The organism is Aeromicrobium sp. (assembly GCF_050700635.1).
Classification (GTDB): Bacteria; Actinomycetota; Actinomycetes; order Propionibacteriales; family Nocardioidaceae; genus Aeromicrobium.
The window spans coordinates 1-17013 of the sequence record NZ_JBOHDT010000019.1 but is presented as its reverse complement, the minus strand read 5'-3'; the positions used below and the strand labels follow the sequence as shown (position 1 = coordinate 17013).

At 68.2% G+C, this 17013-nt stretch carries 17 protein-coding genes; 9 read left to right on the top strand and 8 right to left on the bottom strand.

Going from position 1 to position 17013, the window contains the following annotated elements; genetic code table 11:
* Positions 1–116: 116 nt before the first annotated feature.
* A complete protein-coding gene (locus ACRDPN_RS01385; RefSeq protein WP_431445536.1) occupies positions 117–524 on the bottom strand; it encodes an arsenate reductase ArsC in 408 nt (135 codons plus the stop codon).
* Complete coding sequence (locus tag ACRDPN_RS01380; RefSeq protein ID WP_431445535.1) at positions 521–1177, bottom strand: aquaporin; 657 nt, start codon at positions 1175–1177, stop codon at positions 521–523. Before ACRDPN_RS01380 ends, ACRDPN_RS01385 begins: the two co-directional genes overlap by 4 nt.
* A gap of 108 nt (positions 1178–1285) precedes the next feature.
* Here ACRDPN_RS01380 and ACRDPN_RS01375 point away from each other — a divergent pair, with 108 nt between their 5' ends.
* From ACRDPN_RS01375 to ACRDPN_RS01355, 5 genes are all read left to right on the top strand, one after another.
* Complete coding sequence (locus ACRDPN_RS01375) at positions 1286–1642, top strand: metalloregulator ArsR/SmtB family transcription factor (protein ID WP_431445534.1); 357 nt, start codon at positions 1286–1288, stop codon at positions 1640–1642.
* 4 nt (positions 1643–1646) lie between these two features.
* Positions 1647–2402 carry an SDR family oxidoreductase gene (locus tag ACRDPN_RS01370; protein ID WP_431445533.1) on the top strand — a complete coding sequence of 252 codons (756 nt, stop codon included), beginning with the start codon at positions 1647–1649 and terminating at the stop codon, positions 2400–2402.
* Positions 2402–2896, top strand: coding sequence for an N-acetyltransferase family protein (locus tag ACRDPN_RS01365; RefSeq protein ID WP_431445532.1), 495 nt, complete (start codon positions 2402–2404; stop codon positions 2894–2896). The genes ACRDPN_RS01370 and ACRDPN_RS01365 overlap by 1 nt, the downstream gene beginning before the upstream one ends.
* A 183-nt stretch (positions 2897–3079) precedes the next feature.
* A complete protein-coding gene (locus tag ACRDPN_RS01360) occupies positions 3080–4483 on the top strand; it encodes a M23 family metallopeptidase (RefSeq protein ID WP_431445531.1) in 1404 nt (467 codons plus the stop codon).
* Positions 4484–4576: 93 nt separating this feature from the next.
* Complete coding sequence (locus tag ACRDPN_RS01355; protein WP_431445530.1) at positions 4577–5425, top strand: methylenetetrahydrofolate reductase; 849 nt, start codon at positions 4577–4579, stop codon at positions 5423–5425.
* A 98-nt stretch (positions 5426–5523) separates the two neighbouring features.
* Here the strand turns inward: ACRDPN_RS01355 and ACRDPN_RS01350 are convergent, their stop codons facing one another.
* The 5 genes from ACRDPN_RS01350 to ACRDPN_RS01330 are packed head-to-tail and all read right to left on the bottom strand — an operon-like array spanning position 5524 to position 10384.
* Positions 5524–6165: a DUF1638 domain-containing protein gene (locus ACRDPN_RS01350; protein ID WP_431445529.1), complete on the bottom strand. Its 642-nt coding sequence runs from the start codon at positions 6163–6165 to the stop codon at positions 5524–5526.
* Entirely contained in the window at positions 6104–8065 is a 1962-nt protein-coding gene (locus tag ACRDPN_RS01345) for an ASKHA domain-containing protein (protein ID WP_431445528.1), read from the bottom strand. Before ACRDPN_RS01345 ends, ACRDPN_RS01350 begins: the two co-directional genes overlap by 62 nt.
* On the bottom strand, positions 8062–8952 hold the full coding sequence (locus ACRDPN_RS01340; RefSeq protein WP_431445527.1) for a dihydropteroate synthase: 891 nt from the start codon (positions 8950–8952) through the stop codon (positions 8062–8064). Before ACRDPN_RS01340 ends, ACRDPN_RS01345 begins: the two co-directional genes overlap by 4 nt.
* Positions 8952–9617, bottom strand: a complete 666-nt coding sequence (locus ACRDPN_RS01335) for a corrinoid protein (RefSeq protein WP_431445526.1) — start codon at positions 9615–9617, stop codon at positions 8952–8954. The genes ACRDPN_RS01340 and ACRDPN_RS01335 overlap by 1 nt, the downstream gene beginning before the upstream one ends.
* Complete coding sequence (locus ACRDPN_RS01330; protein WP_431445525.1) at positions 9614–10384, bottom strand: IclR family transcriptional regulator; 771 nt, start codon at positions 10382–10384, stop codon at positions 9614–9616. The genes ACRDPN_RS01335 and ACRDPN_RS01330 overlap by 4 nt, the downstream gene beginning before the upstream one ends.
* Before the next feature lie 112 nt (positions 10385–10496).
* On the opposite strand from ACRDPN_RS01330, the gene ACRDPN_RS01325 reads away from it, so the two are divergent.
* Entirely contained in the window at positions 10497–11936 is a 1440-nt protein-coding gene (locus ACRDPN_RS01325; protein ID WP_431445524.1) for a trimethylamine methyltransferase family protein, read from the top strand.
* Between the two features lie 93 nt (positions 11937–12029).
* On the opposite strand, the gene purU is transcribed toward ACRDPN_RS01325, so the two are convergent.
* A complete protein-coding gene (purU, locus tag ACRDPN_RS01320; RefSeq protein WP_431445523.1) occupies positions 12030–12890 on the bottom strand; it encodes a formyltetrahydrofolate deformylase in 861 nt (286 codons plus the stop codon).
* Positions 12891–12964: 74 nt separating this feature from the next.
* On the opposite strand from purU, the gene ACRDPN_RS01315 reads away from it, so the two are divergent.
* The 3 genes from ACRDPN_RS01315 to ACRDPN_RS01305 form a co-directional block, all read left to right on the top strand.
* Positions 12965–13741 (top strand): IclR family transcriptional regulator, encoded by a 777-nt coding sequence (locus ACRDPN_RS01315; RefSeq protein ID WP_431445522.1) that lies wholly within the window; start codon positions 12965–12967, stop codon positions 13739–13741.
* 106 nt (positions 13742–13847) lie between these two features.
* Positions 13848–15461, top strand: coding sequence for a BCCT family transporter (locus ACRDPN_RS01310; RefSeq protein WP_431445521.1), 1614 nt, complete (start codon positions 13848–13850; stop codon positions 15459–15461).
* A 167-nt stretch (positions 15462–15628) separates the two neighbouring features.
* Positions 15629–17013, top strand: a 1385-nt coding sequence (locus ACRDPN_RS01305) for an aldehyde dehydrogenase family protein (RefSeq protein WP_431445520.1), incomplete at its 3' end; no start/stop codon positions are given.

Genomic DNA, 17013 nt, shown 5'->3' with positions numbered 1-17013 from the left:
TGCCAGAGGCAGGAGCTCGTCGGCCATCAGGGCGGTCTGGATGAAGAGAACCGACTCGCCTCGTCCCTCGTCCACGACCTCGAGGTCGACGTCCGCGACAGCGACGGGCCGGCTGGTCATCCAGGTTCCCGAATGGACGCCAGCAGCTCCTCGACCCGCTTCTTGATCTCGTCGCGGATCGGCCGCACCTTCTCCAGCTCCTGCCCGGCCGGGTCGTCGAGCTCCCAGTCCTCGTAGCGCTTGCCGGGGTAGAACGGGCAGGCGTCGCCGCAGCCCATGGTGATGACGACGTCGGAGTCCTGCACGGCTTGGTCGGTGAGGACCTTGGGCTGCCCCGACGCGATGTCGATGCCGACCTCGGCCATGGCTTCGACCGCGACGGGGTTGATCTCGTTGCCGGGCATCGATCCGGCAGAGCGGACGTCGACGGCGCCCTCGGACAGCGCCGACAGGAAGCCGGCGGCCATCTGCGAACGGCCGGAGTTGTGCACGCAGACGAAGAGAACGGTGGGACGGTCAGTCATGAGTCCTCCCGGACGGTGATGAGCAGAGCGAGGCCCAGACCAAGCATCGCACCGACGAGCTGAGCCGCGACGAACCAGGGAACGTCCACGCCGGCTATGCCCGAGAACGAGTCGGTGAAGGCCCGACCGACCGTCACGGCAGGGTTGGCGAACGACGTCGACGACGTAAACAGGTACGCGGCGAGGATCCACGCTGGCACGACGAGCGGAAGGGTGGCGCGATCGACGAGGGCGATGGCCGCCACGAGGCCGGCGGTCGCCACGACCTCGCCGATGAGTCGTCCCCAGCCGCCGCGATCGGCGGACGACCACGACACGGCGTCGCGCTCGAACATCAGGTGGGCGATGGCGGTGCCGAGCACACCGCCGCTCACCTGGGCGACCACGTAGGCAGCGCCACGCCGTCCGGAGACGTTCCGGCGGATCACATCCACGAGCGTCACCGCCGGATTGAATGATCCGCCGCTGATCGGGAGCGCCACCGCCACGAGGACGCCCAGCGCGGCCACGGTGGCGATGGCGTTGAACACCAGCTGCAGACCGGTGTCGTCGGTCAGGTCGACCGCGGCGATGCCGGAGCCGACGATGGTCATGACGAGGGTGGCGGTGCCCACCAGCTCGGTGAGCACCGCCCGCGTGGGGGAGCTCAGCACTCGCAGGCTCCGCCGCAGCAGTCGTCGTCCATGTCGCCTCCTTGGATCGATGTTGATCAATATAAGCCTGACCCTATATATTGATCAGTGTCAATACAAGGAGGAGCCATGGAGCTCGAGCTGCTCACCCCGATCTGCTGCTCGACGAGCGCGCCCCCGCTCGCACGCGAGGAAGCCTCGCATGTGGCCGCCGGGTTCAAGGCGCTCGCCGATCCCGCTCGCGTGCAGCTGATCCACCTCGTCTCGTCCTCGGACACCGCCGAGGCCTGCGTCTGCGACCTCACCGCCGTACTCGGGCTCTCGCAGGGCACGGTGAGCCACCACCTCAAGGTTCTCGTCGAGGCGGGCCTGCTCGAACGCGAGCGTCGCGGCACGTGGGCCTGGTACCGGCTCGTGCCCGGCGCGCTGGAAGCCTTGGCCGGCACCCTCGCCGTCCCGGAGCCTGAGGGCGTCGCCGTAGGCTGACGGCATGGATCTCGGGCTCGCTGACCACGTCTACATCGTCACCGGGGCAACCCGCGGACTCGGACGCGCGACCGCCGAGGTGCTGGTCGCCGAGGGCGCCCGCGTCGTGATCTCGTCCCGTTCGCAGGAGTCGGTCGACGCCACCGTCGACGCCCTCGGGTCGTCGGCCGTCGGAGTCGCCGCCGACAACGCCGACCCCGGCACCGCGTCACACCTCGTCGCCGCCGCTCAGGACAGCTTCGGGCGCCTCGACGGCGCCCTCATCAGCGTCGGTGGACCGGCGGGTGGCCCGATCCTCTCGAGCTCCGACCACGACTGGCGCGCCGCCTTCGACTCGGTGTTCATGGGCGCACTGCGTTTGGCCACCACCGTCGCCGACGCACTTCCGGACGGCGGCTCGATCGCGTTCGTCCTGTCGACGTCGGTCAAGGAGCCGATCCCGAACTTGGGCATCTCCAACGGACTGCGCCCCGGGCTCGCGATGGCCGCCAAGACGCTCGCCACGGAGCTCGGGCCTCGCGGCGTCCGCGTCAACGGCCTGATGCCTGGCCCGATCGACACCGATCGGGCGCGCGAGCTGGACGCCAGCTCCGGCGACCCGGCTGCCGCCAAGGAGAAGAAGCTCGCCCGGGTACCACTTGGGCGTTACGGCGAGCCCGAGGAGTTCGGTCGAGCGGCCGCTTTCATGCTCTCCCCCGCGGCCGGCTTCATGACCGGCGTCATGCTCCCGGTCGACGGTGGCCTGCTCCACGGCTTCTGATGCGTATCGTCCCGATGTCCGCCGAGCACGGCGACGCGGTTCTCGAGATCTTTCGCGAGGGCATCGAGATGGGACACGCCACGTTCGAGCACACGTCACCGACCTGGCACGAGTTCGATGCCGCCAAGCTGCCCGACCACCGTTTCGTCGCACTCGACGTGGAACAGGTGCTGGGCTGGGTCGCCGTCAGCCCGACATCGGACCGCGACGTCTACCGCGGCGTCGTCGAGGACGCGCTCTATGTCACGGAGGGGGCTCGCGGGCGGGGCGTAGGACGCGCCCTCCTCGAGCAGCTGGTGGCGTCCACGGACGCGGGCGACGTCTGGACGATCTGCTCAGGGATCTTCCCCGAGAACGTCACGAGCCTGGCGCTGCACGAGTCGCTCGGCTTCCGCAGCCTCGGCGTGCGCGAGCGCATCGGGCTGATGACCTACGGCCCGATGGCCGGCACCTGGCGCGACGTCGTCTGGATGGAGCGCCGGCGACCCAGCTGACGAAACCGGGCATCATTTGGAACTCCGCCCTCGACCACCGGACATCACCAGGTCCACCATCGAGGTATGCCCATCAGAACCGAACATGCCCCGGGCCCATCACACCCCCGCTCGGCGCGCATACCTCGCCGGGTTGCGATCACGGCTTTGGTGTTAGCGGCAGCCGCGATCACGTTCGTACTCATGTTCCTGGCAGTCGTGCCACCGCCTGCCGGCTATGGCGTCATCGGGCTGGCGCTCTCGTTCATGGCTGCTCCGGACGTCGCCACCCCGCGCGTCCTGGTCGCAAGCCGCCGCAACCTCGTCATCGCGATCGCGATGCTCGTGGTCGCCACCGGGCTGGTTCTCACACCACAACTCACCTTGTGGCTGGTCGCTCTCCCCGGAAGCTCTGACCTCGCCTTCTTGGGCGTACTTCTCCTCGCTGCGCTGCTGCTTGCAGCGCCCCTCGCGCTGCGGGACGCTTCCGAGCCGCAGGATCGAGCCGATCCACGGAAGTCGGTGGCCGGAAAGCGGAACCTGATGCTCGCGCTGACCGGCCTGGTCGCGTTCACCTTCGCGTACACCAGCGGGATGACCTGGATCGCGCTTGCCCTGTCAGCTCTGGTGCTGCCGCTCGCGCTCGGCGCATCGCGGATCCGGCGCGCACGACAGGGACTGGTGGAGTCCCGTTTCGCGCGCAGACTCCTCGACCGCCAGCTCCGAGGGCACCTGCTCCAAGCGGTGAACCATGTCGTGCTCTGGGGGCTCGTGGTGGCGACGGTCCCGGTCGGCACTTTCGAGCTGCTCGGCGGCGAGCTGGACGACACCGCGTACATCGTCGTCCTCTCGCTGCTGGTCCTCGGAGCTCTCACGATGGCGATGCTGTCTCTGTTCCCGCTCCGACGTGTGCACGTCGCGACCAACGCGCTGGTCCTGGTCGGGTCGGTGTTCCTGACCGCTCAGCTCGCGACCGTTCTCCTGCCGCCCACATCGCCGGTGACGATCAGCTCACCGCTGTCCGGCACCTGGTTCGTCGCCCATGGCGGACACGCGGAGCTGGTGAACTACCACCACATCGCATACGGGCAGCAGGACGCGTTCGACATCGTCCAGGTTCGTGGCGGCAGCACCCACCGCGGCGACGGCGCCGATCTCGCGGACTACTACGCGTTCGGCCAGCCACTCCTCGCGCCCGCCGACGGTGTCGTGACAGCGGCCGAGGACGGCCTCCGGGACGAGCCGGTGGGCTCGGTGAACATCGAGCACCCGGAGGGGAACCACGTGATCGTGGACATCGGCGCCGGACGCCATGTGGTGATGGCTCATGTCAGGCGGGGCACTCTGCGGGTCGGCGTCGGTGACCGGGTTCGGGCCGGTCAGGTGCTGGCGCAGGTCGGCAACTCGGGAAACACCGATGAGCCGCACCTGCATCTCCAGGTGCAGAATCTCCCCGAGCTGGACGCCTCACACCCCGCACCGGAACTGCACACCAGTCCGATCCTGTTCCGGGACATGATCATCACCCGCGGGGGGTGGACCGATCTGGTCCAGGAGGCCGACGTGCGGCGCGGCGACTACTTCCGCTCGACCGAGCGACCGGAATGACGAGCGAAAGTTCTGCGTCCTGCCTCTTCTCCACGACACACCGGCCGGGCTAGGCTCGACCTTGTCGGTGCGCATCACGAAACGAGTTGCATCATGCGCAACAAAGCGGAGGTCCGGCAGTCCCTCGTCGGCCTGCTCCAGCACGCACGGTACGAAGTCCTGCCCACGCCCAGCACCGAGGACAAGGTGCTCGCCCACGTTCCAGTCGGGCGCCCCATCACCATCACCGCCTCCCCGTCCAAGGGCCTCGACGCCACCTTCGAGCTCGCCGAACGTCTGGGCAAGGCGGGCTACGTCACGGTGCCGCACCTCGCCGCGCGGATGGTGAGCGGCCGCGCGGAGCTCGCCGAGATCTGCGACCGCCTCAAGGCCGCGGGCATCACCAGCATCTTCGTGCCCGGTGGCGACGCCGAGACCACCGGCGACTACCCCGACGCCCTCGCCGTGCTCGAGGATCTCCGCGAGCTCGGCGCGCCGTTCACCCATGTCGGCATCACCGGCTACCCGGAGTCGCACCCGAGCATCGACGACGACCTCACCATCCAGTCGATGTGGGACAAGCGTCGCCACGCCACCCACATCGTCAGCAACCTCACCTTCGACCCCCAGGTGTTCGCGACCTGGCTGGGTCGACTGCGCAAGCGCGGCATCACCCTGCCGCTCCTGGTCGGGCTGCCCGGCCCCATCGACCGCACCAAGCTGCTCGGGATGGCGACCAAGATCGGCGTCGGCGAGTCCACGAAGTTCCTGGCCAAGAACAAGCGGCTGTTCGCCGGCCTGGCCGCACCGGGCGGCTTCACCGGCGAGCGCTTCCTCGAGCAGTGCGCCCCGGCCCTCGCGCCGCCGAGCGCACTGGTCGAGGGCCTGCACGTCTTCACCTTCAACCAGATCGCCGAGACCGAAGTCTGGCGGACCTCGATGATCGAGCGCCTCCGTCGCTGACGTGGTCTCGATACACCCGCTCGTTTTCGCGGGCACTCGACCACCGAGGCTCCGGTGGTTGAGTAGGCCCGAGGAACGAGGGCCGTAGCGAAACCACCTCAGGCAATGAGGTCCTCCAGCGCGCGCTCGAGTCCGCTCGACCCGGTGTCCACGACGGTCAGTGGCAGGCCGAGTCGGTCGGCGGCGTCCTGCGCGAGTGCGTGCAGCTCGGCATCCGGCTGCTGGGCCAGCCAGACGACGCGCGTGTAGGAGCCGAAGTAGTCGTCGCGCAGCTCCGGCCATCGGTCCAGCCCCAGCTCCTTCTCGACGGTGCGGGCGAACGACCGGACCAGGAAGTCGGTAAGCAGGTAGGTGCCCGGCTGCTCCTCGAAGAAGGTCTCGATGCGCGACGGTCCGGCGAACACGTCGTAGCAGTGCAGCCCGGGGAGCCGCTCCAGGCCGAGGTCGGTGCACACGTCGTCGAGCGCACCGTAGGTTCCGCAGTCCGCGTAGCCCACGACGACGCGATCGTAGGTGTCGCCCAACGTCACAACGAGGTCGCGGACCTCGCCGGCGATCTTCTGTGGCTGGTTGTGCAGGAGCGGCGGCAACGGATGGATGTCCACCGGCCACCCCCGTCGCTCGCTGATCTCCGCCGACGGCTGCGCGATCGCGCCGCAGGCGATCAGCGCGATCCGGTCAGAACCCGAGCTGCTCGACGAACGCGTCGTTGAAGTCGGGGCGATCGGAGAGCTCGACATAGCGCACCTCCTCCAGCAGGACGTCCGCACCCTGGCGCTCGCGCAGGGACAACAGTGACATTTTCGCACCCTCGCCGGCCACGTTGCCCGCGGCGACGATCCGCATCACCGGCAGCTGCGGGACCAGGCCGATTCGCACTGCCGACGCCGGCGAGAGGTAGCTGCCGAACGATCCGGCGAGCAGCACCTGTTGCACGTCGCGGTGCTCGAGGCCCAGCTCGGCGAGGAGCAGCGACCAGCCGGTGGAGATGGCTGCCTTCGCGAACTGCAGCTCGCGGACGTCGCGCTGAGAGAGGTAGACGCAGTCGGCGGGATCCGCGTCGCGCGTGGGTCGGTGCAGCACGAAGACGCGCTCCTCCCCGATGCTCGTGAGCCGGTCGGCCAGGACAGGCATGGACGCGGCGGCGTCGGCTTCGGGCACGAAACGGCCGGAGGCGTCGAGAAGCCCGACCTTGACCAGCTCGGCGACCGCGTCGACCAGCCCCGATCCGCACAGACCCATCGGCTGGACGTCACCGATGACGCCCAGCTCGACCGGCTGCTCGCCCTCCGGGTCGAGCTTGATGACCTCGATCGCCCCGTCGGCGGCCCGCATGCCGCAGCGGATCGCACCGCCCTCGAAGGCCGGGCCGGCCGGTGCCGCGGTGGCGAGGATCGTGTCGCCGTCGCTGAGCACGATCTCGCAGTTGGTGCCGACGTCGATGAACAGCCGTGTGCGCTGGTCGCGGTCCATCCCGGTGGCGAGCATCCCGGCGACGATGTCGCCGCCGACGTACGCCCCGAGCGCCGGGAACAGCGCCGCCGTGGCCCTGGGGTGAAGGGCGAGGCCCAGCTCGCTCGCCAGGACCTCGCGCGGCTGAGCGGTCGACATCACGAACGGTGCGACGCCGAGCGGTTCGGGATCGATGCCCAGCACCAGCGCGGTCATCGTCGCGTTGCCGGCCAGCGCCACCTCGTAGACGGTCTGCGGGTCGACGCCTCCTTCGGTACAGACCTGGACGGCGAGCTGCTGCAGCGTCTCGCCGGCCGCCGCTTGCAGCCGGCCGAGCGCGTCCGGATCCATCATCGTGGCGCTGATGCGGGTGATCACGTCGCCGCCGAACGGTTGCTGCTTGTTCAGCATCGAGGCGACCGCGACCGGTGTGCCGGTGCCGACGTCGAGCAGCGTGGCCACGACGGTCGTGGTGCCGAGGTCGAAGGCGATCGCATAGCGCTTGTCGGTGGTGTCGCCGGCCTCGACGTCGATGAGGACCTCATCCACCACCACGGCTGTGACCTTGAAGTCGGGCCTCATCACGGTCGGCAACCGGCGCAGCGCGTAGAGGTCGGCGGTGAACTCGAGGTCGTCGATCGCGTCGATGAGCCTCTCCATGTCGGTGCGCTGGTCGGCCAGCGTCGGCTCGTCCAACTCGACGTACCGCTTCTGCAGCGCGGGCCGCAGGATCACCTGTCGACCCACGCCGACCGTGGCAGCCTTGGGTCGTGTCGTCAGCGGCGGGACCTCGATCTTCAGGTCACGCGTCGCCTTGACCAGACAGGCCAGCCGCCATCCATCGCCGATCTGCTCGGTGCTGAACGTCTTCACGTCATGACGGGTGATCGGCAGTGCATCGCCGTCGATCCGGACCTTGCACTTGTGGCAGGTGCCATGTCCGCCACAGGTGGAGTCGATCGCGATGCCGTTCCACGACCCCGCGTCGAAGACGGAGACACCCGGTGGCACCCGGACACCGCGCTGCGTCGTGGGGGCGTCGCCCGTCTGCTCGACAGTGAACGCGAGCTGCACCCGCCCCGTGCCGTCGTGGACGGACTGATCGGCCGGATGGGACTCGCGGAGACCCTCCCGCGTGAGGTCGGTGGCGAGCCCCTCCGCGATCTCCCAGTCCGGCCGGTTCGTCATGCGCTGGCTTCGGACGCCTCGCGTGCCTGCCGGGCCCGGTGGGCGGCGATCCAGCTGCCGCCCCACTCGTCGTGGCCGAGCAGCAGGTCGGCCGCCTTGACCGCCTCGACGATGCCGGGAGCGCGGGTGTCCATGATCGCGCTGGTCAGACCGGCGCCCATGGCCATCGGCAGGAACGCCGCGCCGATCTGGTGGCGACCCGGCATCCCGAAGGACGTGTTGGACGCACCGCACGTCATGTTGGCCCCGAACTCGTCCTTGATGGCCCGCACGGTCTCGAAGAAGGTGTTGGCCACGCTCTGGTCGGCGCCGATCGGCATCGCCAACGGGTCGATGAGGATGTCGGCGGCCGCGATGCCGTACTCCTTGGTGGCGACCTCGAAGATCTTGCGGGTGAGGATGAGCCGCTTCTCAGACTCCATCGGGATCTCGTCGTGGTCGTTGGGAAGGGCGATCACCGCGGCGTCGTACTTCTTGACCAGAGGGAGGATCAACTCCATCCGCTCGTCCTCGGCGGTGATCGAGTTGACGAGCGCGCGTCCCTGGTACGCCGAAAGGCCGGCCTCGAGCGCCTCGACCACGGAGGAGTCGATGCAGATCGGCTTGTCGGTGAGTTCCTGGACCATCGTGATCGCCCTGGACAGCAGATCGGCCTCGTCGGTGAGCGGTACACCCATGTTGACGTCGAGCACGTCGGCGCCGCCCTCGACCTGTGCTTTCACGTCACGCTCGATCGCCGAGAGGTCGCCGGCGCGCAGCTGTTCCTGGAAGATCCGCCGGCCGGTCGGGTTGATCCGCTCGCCGATCAGGCAGAACGGCCGGTCGTGCCCGATGACGACCTCCGCGCCGGTGCCGCGCAGGACGGTCTCGAGGAAGTCCGCGGCCATCAGGCGAGCACCTTCGAACGCTTCTCGTGCAGGAGGGCCTTGGCCTTCTTGACCGTGGCTGACGCGTCGGCCGCGTAGCCGTCGGCTCCGACCGCGTCGGCGTACTCCTGTGTGACCGGGGCGCCGCCGACCATGACGATGACGTCGTGGCGCATGCCGGCCTTCTCCAACGCGTTCAGGTTGGCCTTGAACATCGGCATGGTCGTGGTGAGGAACGCCGAGAACCCGACGATGTCCGGCGCGTGCTCCTCGATCGCGGAGACGAACTTCTCCGGCGCCACCTGCACGCCGAGGTCGATCACCTCGAAGCCAGCACCCTCGAGCATGATGTTGACGAGGTTCTTGCCGATGTCGTGCACATCGCCCTTGACCGTGCCCATCAGGAACTTGCCGATGGTCTGCACTCCCGTCTCGGCCAGCAGCGGCCGGAGCACCTCCATCGCGCCGGCCATGGCCCGGCCGGCGATCAGCATCTCGGGGACGAAGAAGTCGCCCCGCTCGAAGCGGGCGCCCACTTCCTCCAACGACGGGATCAGGGCGTCGAAGAGCAGGGTCTGTGGCTCCATCTGCAGCCGGAGTCCCTCGTCGGTCAGCTCCAGCACGCGCGGCGCGTTGCCGACCAAGGTCTCGTCGTACAGCCCCTGCAGGATCTCCTCAGGCGTCATGCCGCACCTCTCTTGTGTGTTCCACGGCGGAGCAAGCCGGACAGCTGCTTCGCCCGTTCGTCGAGCTTCTGACCGACTTCGTCGATCCGGTGCTCGAGCCGAGGACTCGGACCCGAGACACCCAGTGCGGCGATCACGTCGCCGTGCACGCCGCGCACCGGGACGGCCACGCCGGTCAGGCCGATCTCGAGCTCGTCAACCGTGCTGGCCCAGCCGTGGCGCACCACGGCGTCGAGCTCGCGTCGGAGCGCGCCCGGGTCGGCGATGGTGTTCGGCGTGATCCGCTCGAACGGGCCGTCGCCGGCCTCGAGGGCGCCGTACGCCAGCAGCACCTTGCCGAGGGCGGAGGCGTGCGCCGGCACGTCGGTCTCGGTCCAGTCCTTCGTACCGAGCATGTACGAGGAGTCGACCTGTGCCACCTGCGCGACGCGGTCGCCGCGGTTCACCGACAGGTTGACGGTCTCGCGGGTGTCGTCGCCGATCTGCTCCATCGTGGGCCGGGCGATGCGCACCAGCTCCTCCCACGGGTCGTGGCGCGTGGCGTAGAGCCAGAACAGCGGGCCGGCGACATAACCGCCGCCGCCGTTGCGCTCCAGCAGCTCGGTGCGCTCCAGCGCCGCTAGCAGCCGTGACGTGGTCGACTTCGCCAGGCCGCACTCGTCCTGCAGCTCGGGATAGGTCAGCGGCTCGTCGGCCTTGATCACCGCCGCCACCAAGGACATGGCGCGGTCGATCGCCTGGGTCCCGGTTCCGTTCGACGTGGTCACGATGATTCCTTCTTGAGCCGTTGTACTCAGTTCATTGTGTTGGGTTCCATGATGTGGAACTGTATTCCCATATCGTGAGGCTAGATTGCCCACAGGTCAAGCAGGAGGACCGATGTTCACCAACCGGATGCCCCGGTACGAAGTGCTCTCGCAGGACGCCATGGCCACCCTCGACACGGGTTGGCGGAGGCTGATGACCGAGATCGGCGTGGAGTTCCTCGACGACCGCGCCCTCGAGCTCTTCCGCAAGGCCGGCCAACGGGTGGAGGACAACACGGTCTTCCTCGACCCCGACTTCGTGCTCGAGCAGGTCGCGAAGGCACCGAAGGAGTTCGACGTCCAGGCGCGCAACCCGGAGAACAACGTCCACATCGGCGGCGACTCGATGGCTTTCGGCGCGGTGTACGGCCCGCCGTTCGTGCGTCAGGGCGACGTGCGCCGCGACGCCACGATGGACGACTTCCGCAACTTCACCAAGCTCGCCCAGAGCTTCTCGGTGCTCGACTCCGCCGGCGGTGTCATCTGCGAGCCGAACGACACCCCTCTAGACAGCCGCCACCTCGACATGACCTACGCGCTGCAGACGCTGACCGACAAGATCTACATGGGCAACGTCGTGTCGGGCGTCAACGCTGCCGACACCATCGAGATGGGCTCGATCCTGTTCGGCGGCCGCGACAAGATCGAGGAGACGCCGGCCTCCATCTCGCTGATCAACTGCAACTCGCCGCTGCGCTGGGACGACCGCATGCTCGAGGCGCAGTTCGAGTACTCCGGCGCCGGTCAGCCGGTCGTGCTCACCCCGTTCATCCTCATGGGCGCGATGTCGCCGGTCACAATCCCGGCCGCGCTGGTGCAGCAGATCACCGAAGCACTCTCGGGCATCGCGCTGTCCCAGCTCATCCGGCCGGGCACGCCGGTGATCTTCGGGTCATTCCTGTCGAACATCGACATGCAGTCCGGTTCACCCACCTTCGGCACGCCCGAGTCGGGCATCGGCCTGCTCTGCACCGGCCAGATCGCCCGCCACTTCGGGCTCCCGTTCCGCACCGGCGGCGGCCTCACGTCGTCGCAGGTCCCGGACGCCCAGGCGGGCTACGAGGCGCTCATGACGATGCTGCCGACGTTCCTCGCCGGAGCCAACTGGGTGATGCACTCGGCCGGCTGGCTCGAGGGCGGCCTGGTGGCCGGGTACGAGAAGTTCATCGTCGACATCGAGATCCTGCAGATGATGCAGGCCGAGTTCACGCCCCTGGAGATCGACGAGGAGTCGATGGCGTTCGGCGCACACGAGGAGGTCGGCCACGGCGGTCACTTCCTCGGCGCCATGCACACGATGGAGCGCTTCCGGACCTGCTTCTACCGTCCGCTGCTCTCCTCCTCGGAGAACTACGAGCGGTGGATGCGCGGCGGCGGCATCGACACCGCCCACCGCGCCGAGAAGATCTACCAGGACACCCTCGAGGCCTACGAGCCCCCACCCCTCGACGACGCCATCCGCCAGGAGCTCGAGGAGTACGTCATCCGCCGCCGCAAGGAGCTCGGCGACTAGCCGCTGACGAGTCACTCCGTACCCCCTGACGAGTCAGTGCGTGCCCGACCCTTCGGGTACCAAGTGACTCCTCGACGGGTACGGAGTGACTCGTCAGCGGAACACCACCGTGCGGTCGCCGTTGAGCAGCACGCGGGACTCCGAGTGCCACCGGACGGCGCGCGAGAGCACCTGGGCCTCGACGTCGCGGCCGGCGGCGACGAGGTGCTCCTGGTTGTAGGAGTGGTCGACGCGGACGATGTCCTGCTCGATGATCGGGCCCTCGTCGAGGTCAGCAGTCACGTAGTGCGCGGTCGCGCCCACCAGCTTGACGCCGCGCTCGTAGGCCTGGTGGTACGGCTTGGCGCCCTTGAAGCTCGGCAGGAACGAGTGATGGATGTTGATGATCCGCCCGGCCATCGCGCGGCACAGCTCGTCCGACAGCACCTGCATGTAGCGGGCCAGCACCACCACATGGACGCCGTGCTCCTCGACCAGCGACAACAGCCTCGCCTCCGCGTCGGCCTTGTTGTCGGGCGTCACCGGGATGTGGTGGAACTCGATGCCGTAGACGTCGCAGAGCTTCTGGGCATCCGGATGGTTGGACACCACGGCCGGGATCTCGATCTGCAAGGTCCCGGTCGAGTATCGGAACAGGAGGTCGTTGAGACAGTGCAGGTGCTTGGAGACCATGATCAGCGTCCGGTACGGAGCAGCCGCCGTCCACATCTCGTAGTCCATGCCGAACTTCGCGGCCACTGGCGCGAACTCGACCCGCAGCTCATCCGCGTAAGCCGGACCGGGGATCTCGAAGTCGATGCGCATGAAGAAGCGGCCGGTCACCGGGTCGCCGAACTGCTGGCTCTCCAGGATGTTGCCCTCCCGCTTCGCGAGGAACCCGGAGACCTCGTGCACGATGCCGGGCCGGTCCGGGCACGAGAGGACGAGCACGAAGTCACCGGACGGTTCGACCATGGGTCTTCCTCAATTCGTTGCGTCTTCTGAAACGCATTCTGCGATGCGCAACAAGATTCCGCTAGTGTTGCGTGATGAGCAACGCGACTGCGTCCAACGGCGGGGGTGTCCAGTCGGTGGATCGTGCCATCACCATCCTCGAGGTGCTGGCACGACGCGGCGAGGTCGGGGTCACCGAGGTGGCGGCCGAGTTCGGGGTGCACAAGAGCACCGCCTTCCGTCTGATCAGCACGCTCGAGACCCACGGGCTCGTCGAGCAGACCGCCGACCGCGGTAAGTACCGCCTGGGCATCGGGCTCCTCCGGCTGGCCGGCGCCACCACGGCCCGGCTCGATGTCGTGCAGGAGGCCCGGCCGATCGCCAAGGGGCTGGCCGCCGACACCGGCGAGACGGTCAACATCGCCGTGCTTTCGGAGTCGTCCGCCCTCTACCTCGACCAGATTGCCGGCTCGTCCGCGATCCAGACCCACAACTGGGTCGGACAGCACATCCCCCTGCACGCGACCAGCAACGGCAAGGTGCTGCTGTCAGGCGTGCCGGATGACCAGCTCGACGAGGTGCTCCACGACCTGCCGGCGTTCACCAAGCTCACCGTCACCAAGCGATCCGAGCTGCGCCGCGAGCTCGAGAACGTCCGGGAGCAGGGGTATGCCGTCGCCGTCGACGAGCTCGAGGAGGGCCTCACCGCCATAGCAGCACCGATCCGCAACGCACACGGCGACGTCATCGCCTCCCTGAGCGTCAGCGGGCCGACGTTCCGCCTTGACGAGGCCAAGACCGAGGAGGTCATTCCGCGCCTGGAGGATGCCGCCACGGAGATCTCGCACCGACTCGGTTGGGGGCATCGGTAGCCTCGCCACTGGGCCGCCGGCTTGACGCGGCTAGCCAGGTCACAGATGCTCGTGTTGTGTAGAACGCATCTCGTTGCGCCATGTGCAACGTAACGAAGGGGTGGAGATGACCGATATCCATGAACCCGCTGGTGCAAAGACCACCACGGGCGAGTCCCGACGGGCGATCGACACCACCGTGTTCGGTGTCGCTGCGGTTTTGGCCGTCGCATTCGTCCTGGTCGGCGCGATCTGGCCGGAGTGGATGGACGAGAACACCACAGCAGTGCTCGGCTGGGTCACCGGCAACCTCGGTTGGCTCTTCGTGCTCACCAGCGCTGGGTTCGTGGTCTTCTCGGCCTACTTGGCCGCCAGCCGGTTCGGCAACGTCAGACTCGGGTCAGACGACAGCGAGCCGGAGTTCTCCACGGTCTCGTGGGTGTCGATGATGTTCGCGACCGGCATGGGCATCGGCCTCATGTTCTGGGGTGTCGCCGAACCGCTCACCCATTTGAACGCGCCACCGCTCGGCGAGAGCAAGCCCGGCTCGGCCGACGCCGCGGCCGACGCGATGCAGTTCGCCTTCTTCCACTGGGGTTTCCACCCGTGGGCCATGTATGCGGTCATCGGGCTCGCGATCGGCTACTTCGCCTACCGCAAGGGCTACGGCAATACGATTTCGGCGACGTTCCGGCCGCTCCTGGGCCGGCGTGCGTCCGAGGGGCCGGGCAAGACCATCGACGTCATCGCGATCTTCGCGACCCTGTTCGGCTCGGCCACGTCGCTCGGTCTCGGTGCGCTGCAGATCACCGGAGGCATCGACGACGTGTTCGGTGAAGGCGGAGGCAGCAAGGCCCTGGCCGTCGCCGTGATCGCCGTGCTGACCGCGTGCTTCGTGCTCTCTGCCGTGTCGGGGGTCGAGCGCGGGATCAAGTACCTGTCCAACGCCAACGCGATCGCTGCCGCCCTGCTGGCCTTCTTCCTGTTCGTCGTCGGTCCGACGGTGTTCATCCTCAGCACCTTCACCCAGACCATGGGCGACTACCTGACTCACCTGCCGTCGATGGCCTTCAGCACCGGCGTGTACGACACCGATGCGAGCTCCTGGCTCAGCGGCTGGACGATCTTCTACTGGGCCTGGTGGATCTCCTGGACACCCTTCGTCGGCATGTTCATCGCCCGCATCTCCAAGGGCCGCACCATCCGAGAGTTCGTGGTCTACGTGATCCTCGTCCCGAGCCTGGTCTCGTTCGTGTGGTTCGCCATTCTCGGCGGAGCTGCGATCGACCTGCAGCTCAACCAGGGCTGGAAGCCGCCCATGGTGGACGGAGCGGTGGCTGCCGATCCGTCGTTGTTCGCCGTGCTGCGGGAGTACCCGCTCGGGGCGATCACGGTCGCTCTGGCGATCTTTCTGATCGCGATCTTCTTCGTGACCGGGGCCGACGCCGCGTCGATCGTGATGGGGATGCTCAGCCAGAACGGTGCGGAGGAGCCGCGGCGCTACCTGGTCATCTTCTGGGGGGTCGCCACCGGCGCGGTCGCCGCCGTGCTGCTCTGGGCCGGAGGATTGGCAGCCTTGCAGAGACTGGTGATCCTGGTCGCCGGGCCGTTCATGCTGATCCTGATCGGCATGTGCGTGTCCCTGATCAAGGAGCTGCGCAAGGAGCCGCCCGACGCGATGCTCGGTCCGCGGATCCGGCGCGCCGTCGAGCACGCCGACCGCTTTCCGGATGGTCCCTGACCCCTAGTCCGTCCGCGGTTGGGAGCAAGACCCGAGAAAAACTCCTTGACGTCCCGCACGTTATGGGGCGATGCTTTCAAGCAGTTGCGCTAGGAGCACCCTGTTGCACAATGCGCAACCCGACGGAAGCGAGGCGGGTGGCGGACAACTGGGTCGGGGGCACATGGGTGAGCGCCCACGCGGGCGGACGCCGTGAGATCCGCTGCCCGGCCGACGGTTCACTGGTTGCCGAGGTCGACGAGTCAGGTCCAGAGGACACCGACGCCGCGATCGCCGCGGCCCGGGACGCCTTCGACAACGGACTGTGGCCCGGCACATCGGCCCGTGAGCGCGGGAACCTGCTGCTCCGGCTGGCCGACCTTCTCGAGCGCGACACCGCCGTCATCGCCAAGGCCGAGTCACTCGACACCGGCAAGCGGTTGGTCGAGAGCGAGTACGACGTGGCAGACGTCGTGTCGGTCGTCCGGCACTTCGGGCACATCGCCGACGCCGAGGCCGGCCGGATGGTCGACACCGGCAACCCGAGCGTCGTCAGCCGCATCGTGCACGAGCCGGTCGGTGTCTGCGGCCTGATCACCCCCTGGAACTATCCGCTGCTGCAGGTCTCCTGGAAGATCGCGCCCTGCCTCGCCGCCGGCAACACGTTCGTCCTCAAGCCCAGCGAGCTCACCCCGCACACCGCAATCCACCTGATGAAGCTGCTCGACGAGGCGGGCCTTCCAGCCGGGGTGGCCAACCTGGTGCTCGGCGACGGCGCAAATGCCGGCGCACCGCTGAGCGAGGATCCCCGCGTCGACCTTGTGTCGTTTACCGGCGGGCTCGCCACCGGCAAGCGCATCATGGCGACGGCCTCGGGCACCGTGAAGCGGATCGCCCTCGAGCTGGGCGGCAAGAACCCCAACATCGTCTGCGCCGACGCCGACTACGACACCGCCCTCGACTTCGCACTCACCGCGGTCTTCCTGCACTCCGGCCAGGTCTGCTCGGCCGGCGCGCGGCTCGTGGTCGAGGAGTCGCTGCACGACCGGTTCGTCGACGACCTCGTCGAGCGGGCGCAACGCATCCGGCTGGGCGGACCCTTCGACGCCAAGGCCGAGACCGGTCCCCTGACGAGCGCGGCCCATCGCGACAAGGTCGAGGCGTACGTCGCGGCCGGCCTGGCCGAGGGTGCCGAGCTGCGCTGCGGCGGCAAGCGTCCGGACGACCCCGATCTGGCCGACGGCTTCTACTACCTGCCCACCGTCCTCGACCGGTGCACCAGCGACATGAGCGTCGTCCAGGACGAGTCGTTCGGGCCGGTGCTCACGGTCGAGACGTTCGCCGACGAGGACGATGCCGTCCGCGTCGCCAACGACAGCATCTACGGCTTGGCCGGCGCGGTCTGGACGAGCGACGCCGGAAAGGGCCAGCGCATCGCGGCCCGGCTCCGCATGGGCACGGTGTGGATCAACGACTACCACCCGTACGTCGCCCAGGCCGAGTGGGGCGGCTACAAGCAGTCGGGCATCGGCCGCGAGCTCGGCCACGTCGGGCTCGAGGAGTACCGCGAGAC

Excerpts from the sequence above, each read along its gene's own strand:
- ACRDPN_RS01385 (WP_431445536.1), bottom strand. The coding sequence starts at position 524 with ATGACTGACCGTCCCACCGTTCTCTTCGTCTGCGTGCACAACTCCGGC.
- ACRDPN_RS01375 (WP_431445534.1), top strand. The coding sequence starts at position 1,286 with ATGGAGCTCGAGCTGCTCACCCCGATCTGCTGCTCGACGAGCGCGCCC.
- ACRDPN_RS01370 (WP_431445533.1), top strand. The coding sequence starts at position 1,647 with ATGGATCTCGGGCTCGCTGACCACGTCTACATCGTCACCGGGGCAACC.
- ACRDPN_RS01365 (WP_431445532.1), top strand. The coding sequence starts at position 2,402 with ATGCGTATCGTCCCGATGTCCGCCGAGCACGGCGACGCGGTTCTCGAG.
- ACRDPN_RS01360 (WP_431445531.1), top strand. The coding sequence starts at position 3,080 with ATGTTCCTGGCAGTCGTGCCACCGCCTGCCGGCTATGGCGTCATCGGG.
- ACRDPN_RS01355 (WP_431445530.1), top strand. The coding sequence starts at position 4,577 with ATGCGCAACAAAGCGGAGGTCCGGCAGTCCCTCGTCGGCCTGCTCCAG.
- ACRDPN_RS01350 (WP_431445529.1), bottom strand. The coding sequence starts at position 6,165 with ATGTCGAGCTCTCCGATCGCCCCGACTTCAACGACGCGTTCGTCGAGC.
- ACRDPN_RS01345 (WP_431445528.1), bottom strand. The coding sequence starts at position 8,065 with ATGACGAACCGGCCGGACTGGGAGATCGCGGAGGGGCTCGCCACCGAC.
- ACRDPN_RS01340 (WP_431445527.1), bottom strand. The coding sequence starts at position 8,952 with ATGGCCGCGGACTTCCTCGAGACCGTCCTGCGCGGCACCGGCGCGGAG.
- ACRDPN_RS01335 (WP_431445526.1), bottom strand. The coding sequence starts at position 9,617 with ATGACGCCTGAGGAGATCCTGCAGGGGCTGTACGACGAGACCTTGGTC.
- ACRDPN_RS01325 (WP_431445524.1), top strand. The coding sequence starts at position 10,497 with ATGTTCACCAACCGGATGCCCCGGTACGAAGTGCTCTCGCAGGACGCC.
- purU (WP_431445523.1), bottom strand. The coding sequence starts at position 12,890 with ATGGTCGAACCGTCCGGTGACTTCGTGCTCGTCCTCTCGTGCCCGGAC.
- ACRDPN_RS01315 (WP_431445522.1), top strand. The coding sequence starts at position 12,965 with ATGAGCAACGCGACTGCGTCCAACGGCGGGGGTGTCCAGTCGGTGGAT.
- ACRDPN_RS01310 (WP_431445521.1), top strand. The coding sequence starts at position 13,848 with ATGACCGATATCCATGAACCCGCTGGTGCAAAGACCACCACGGGCGAG.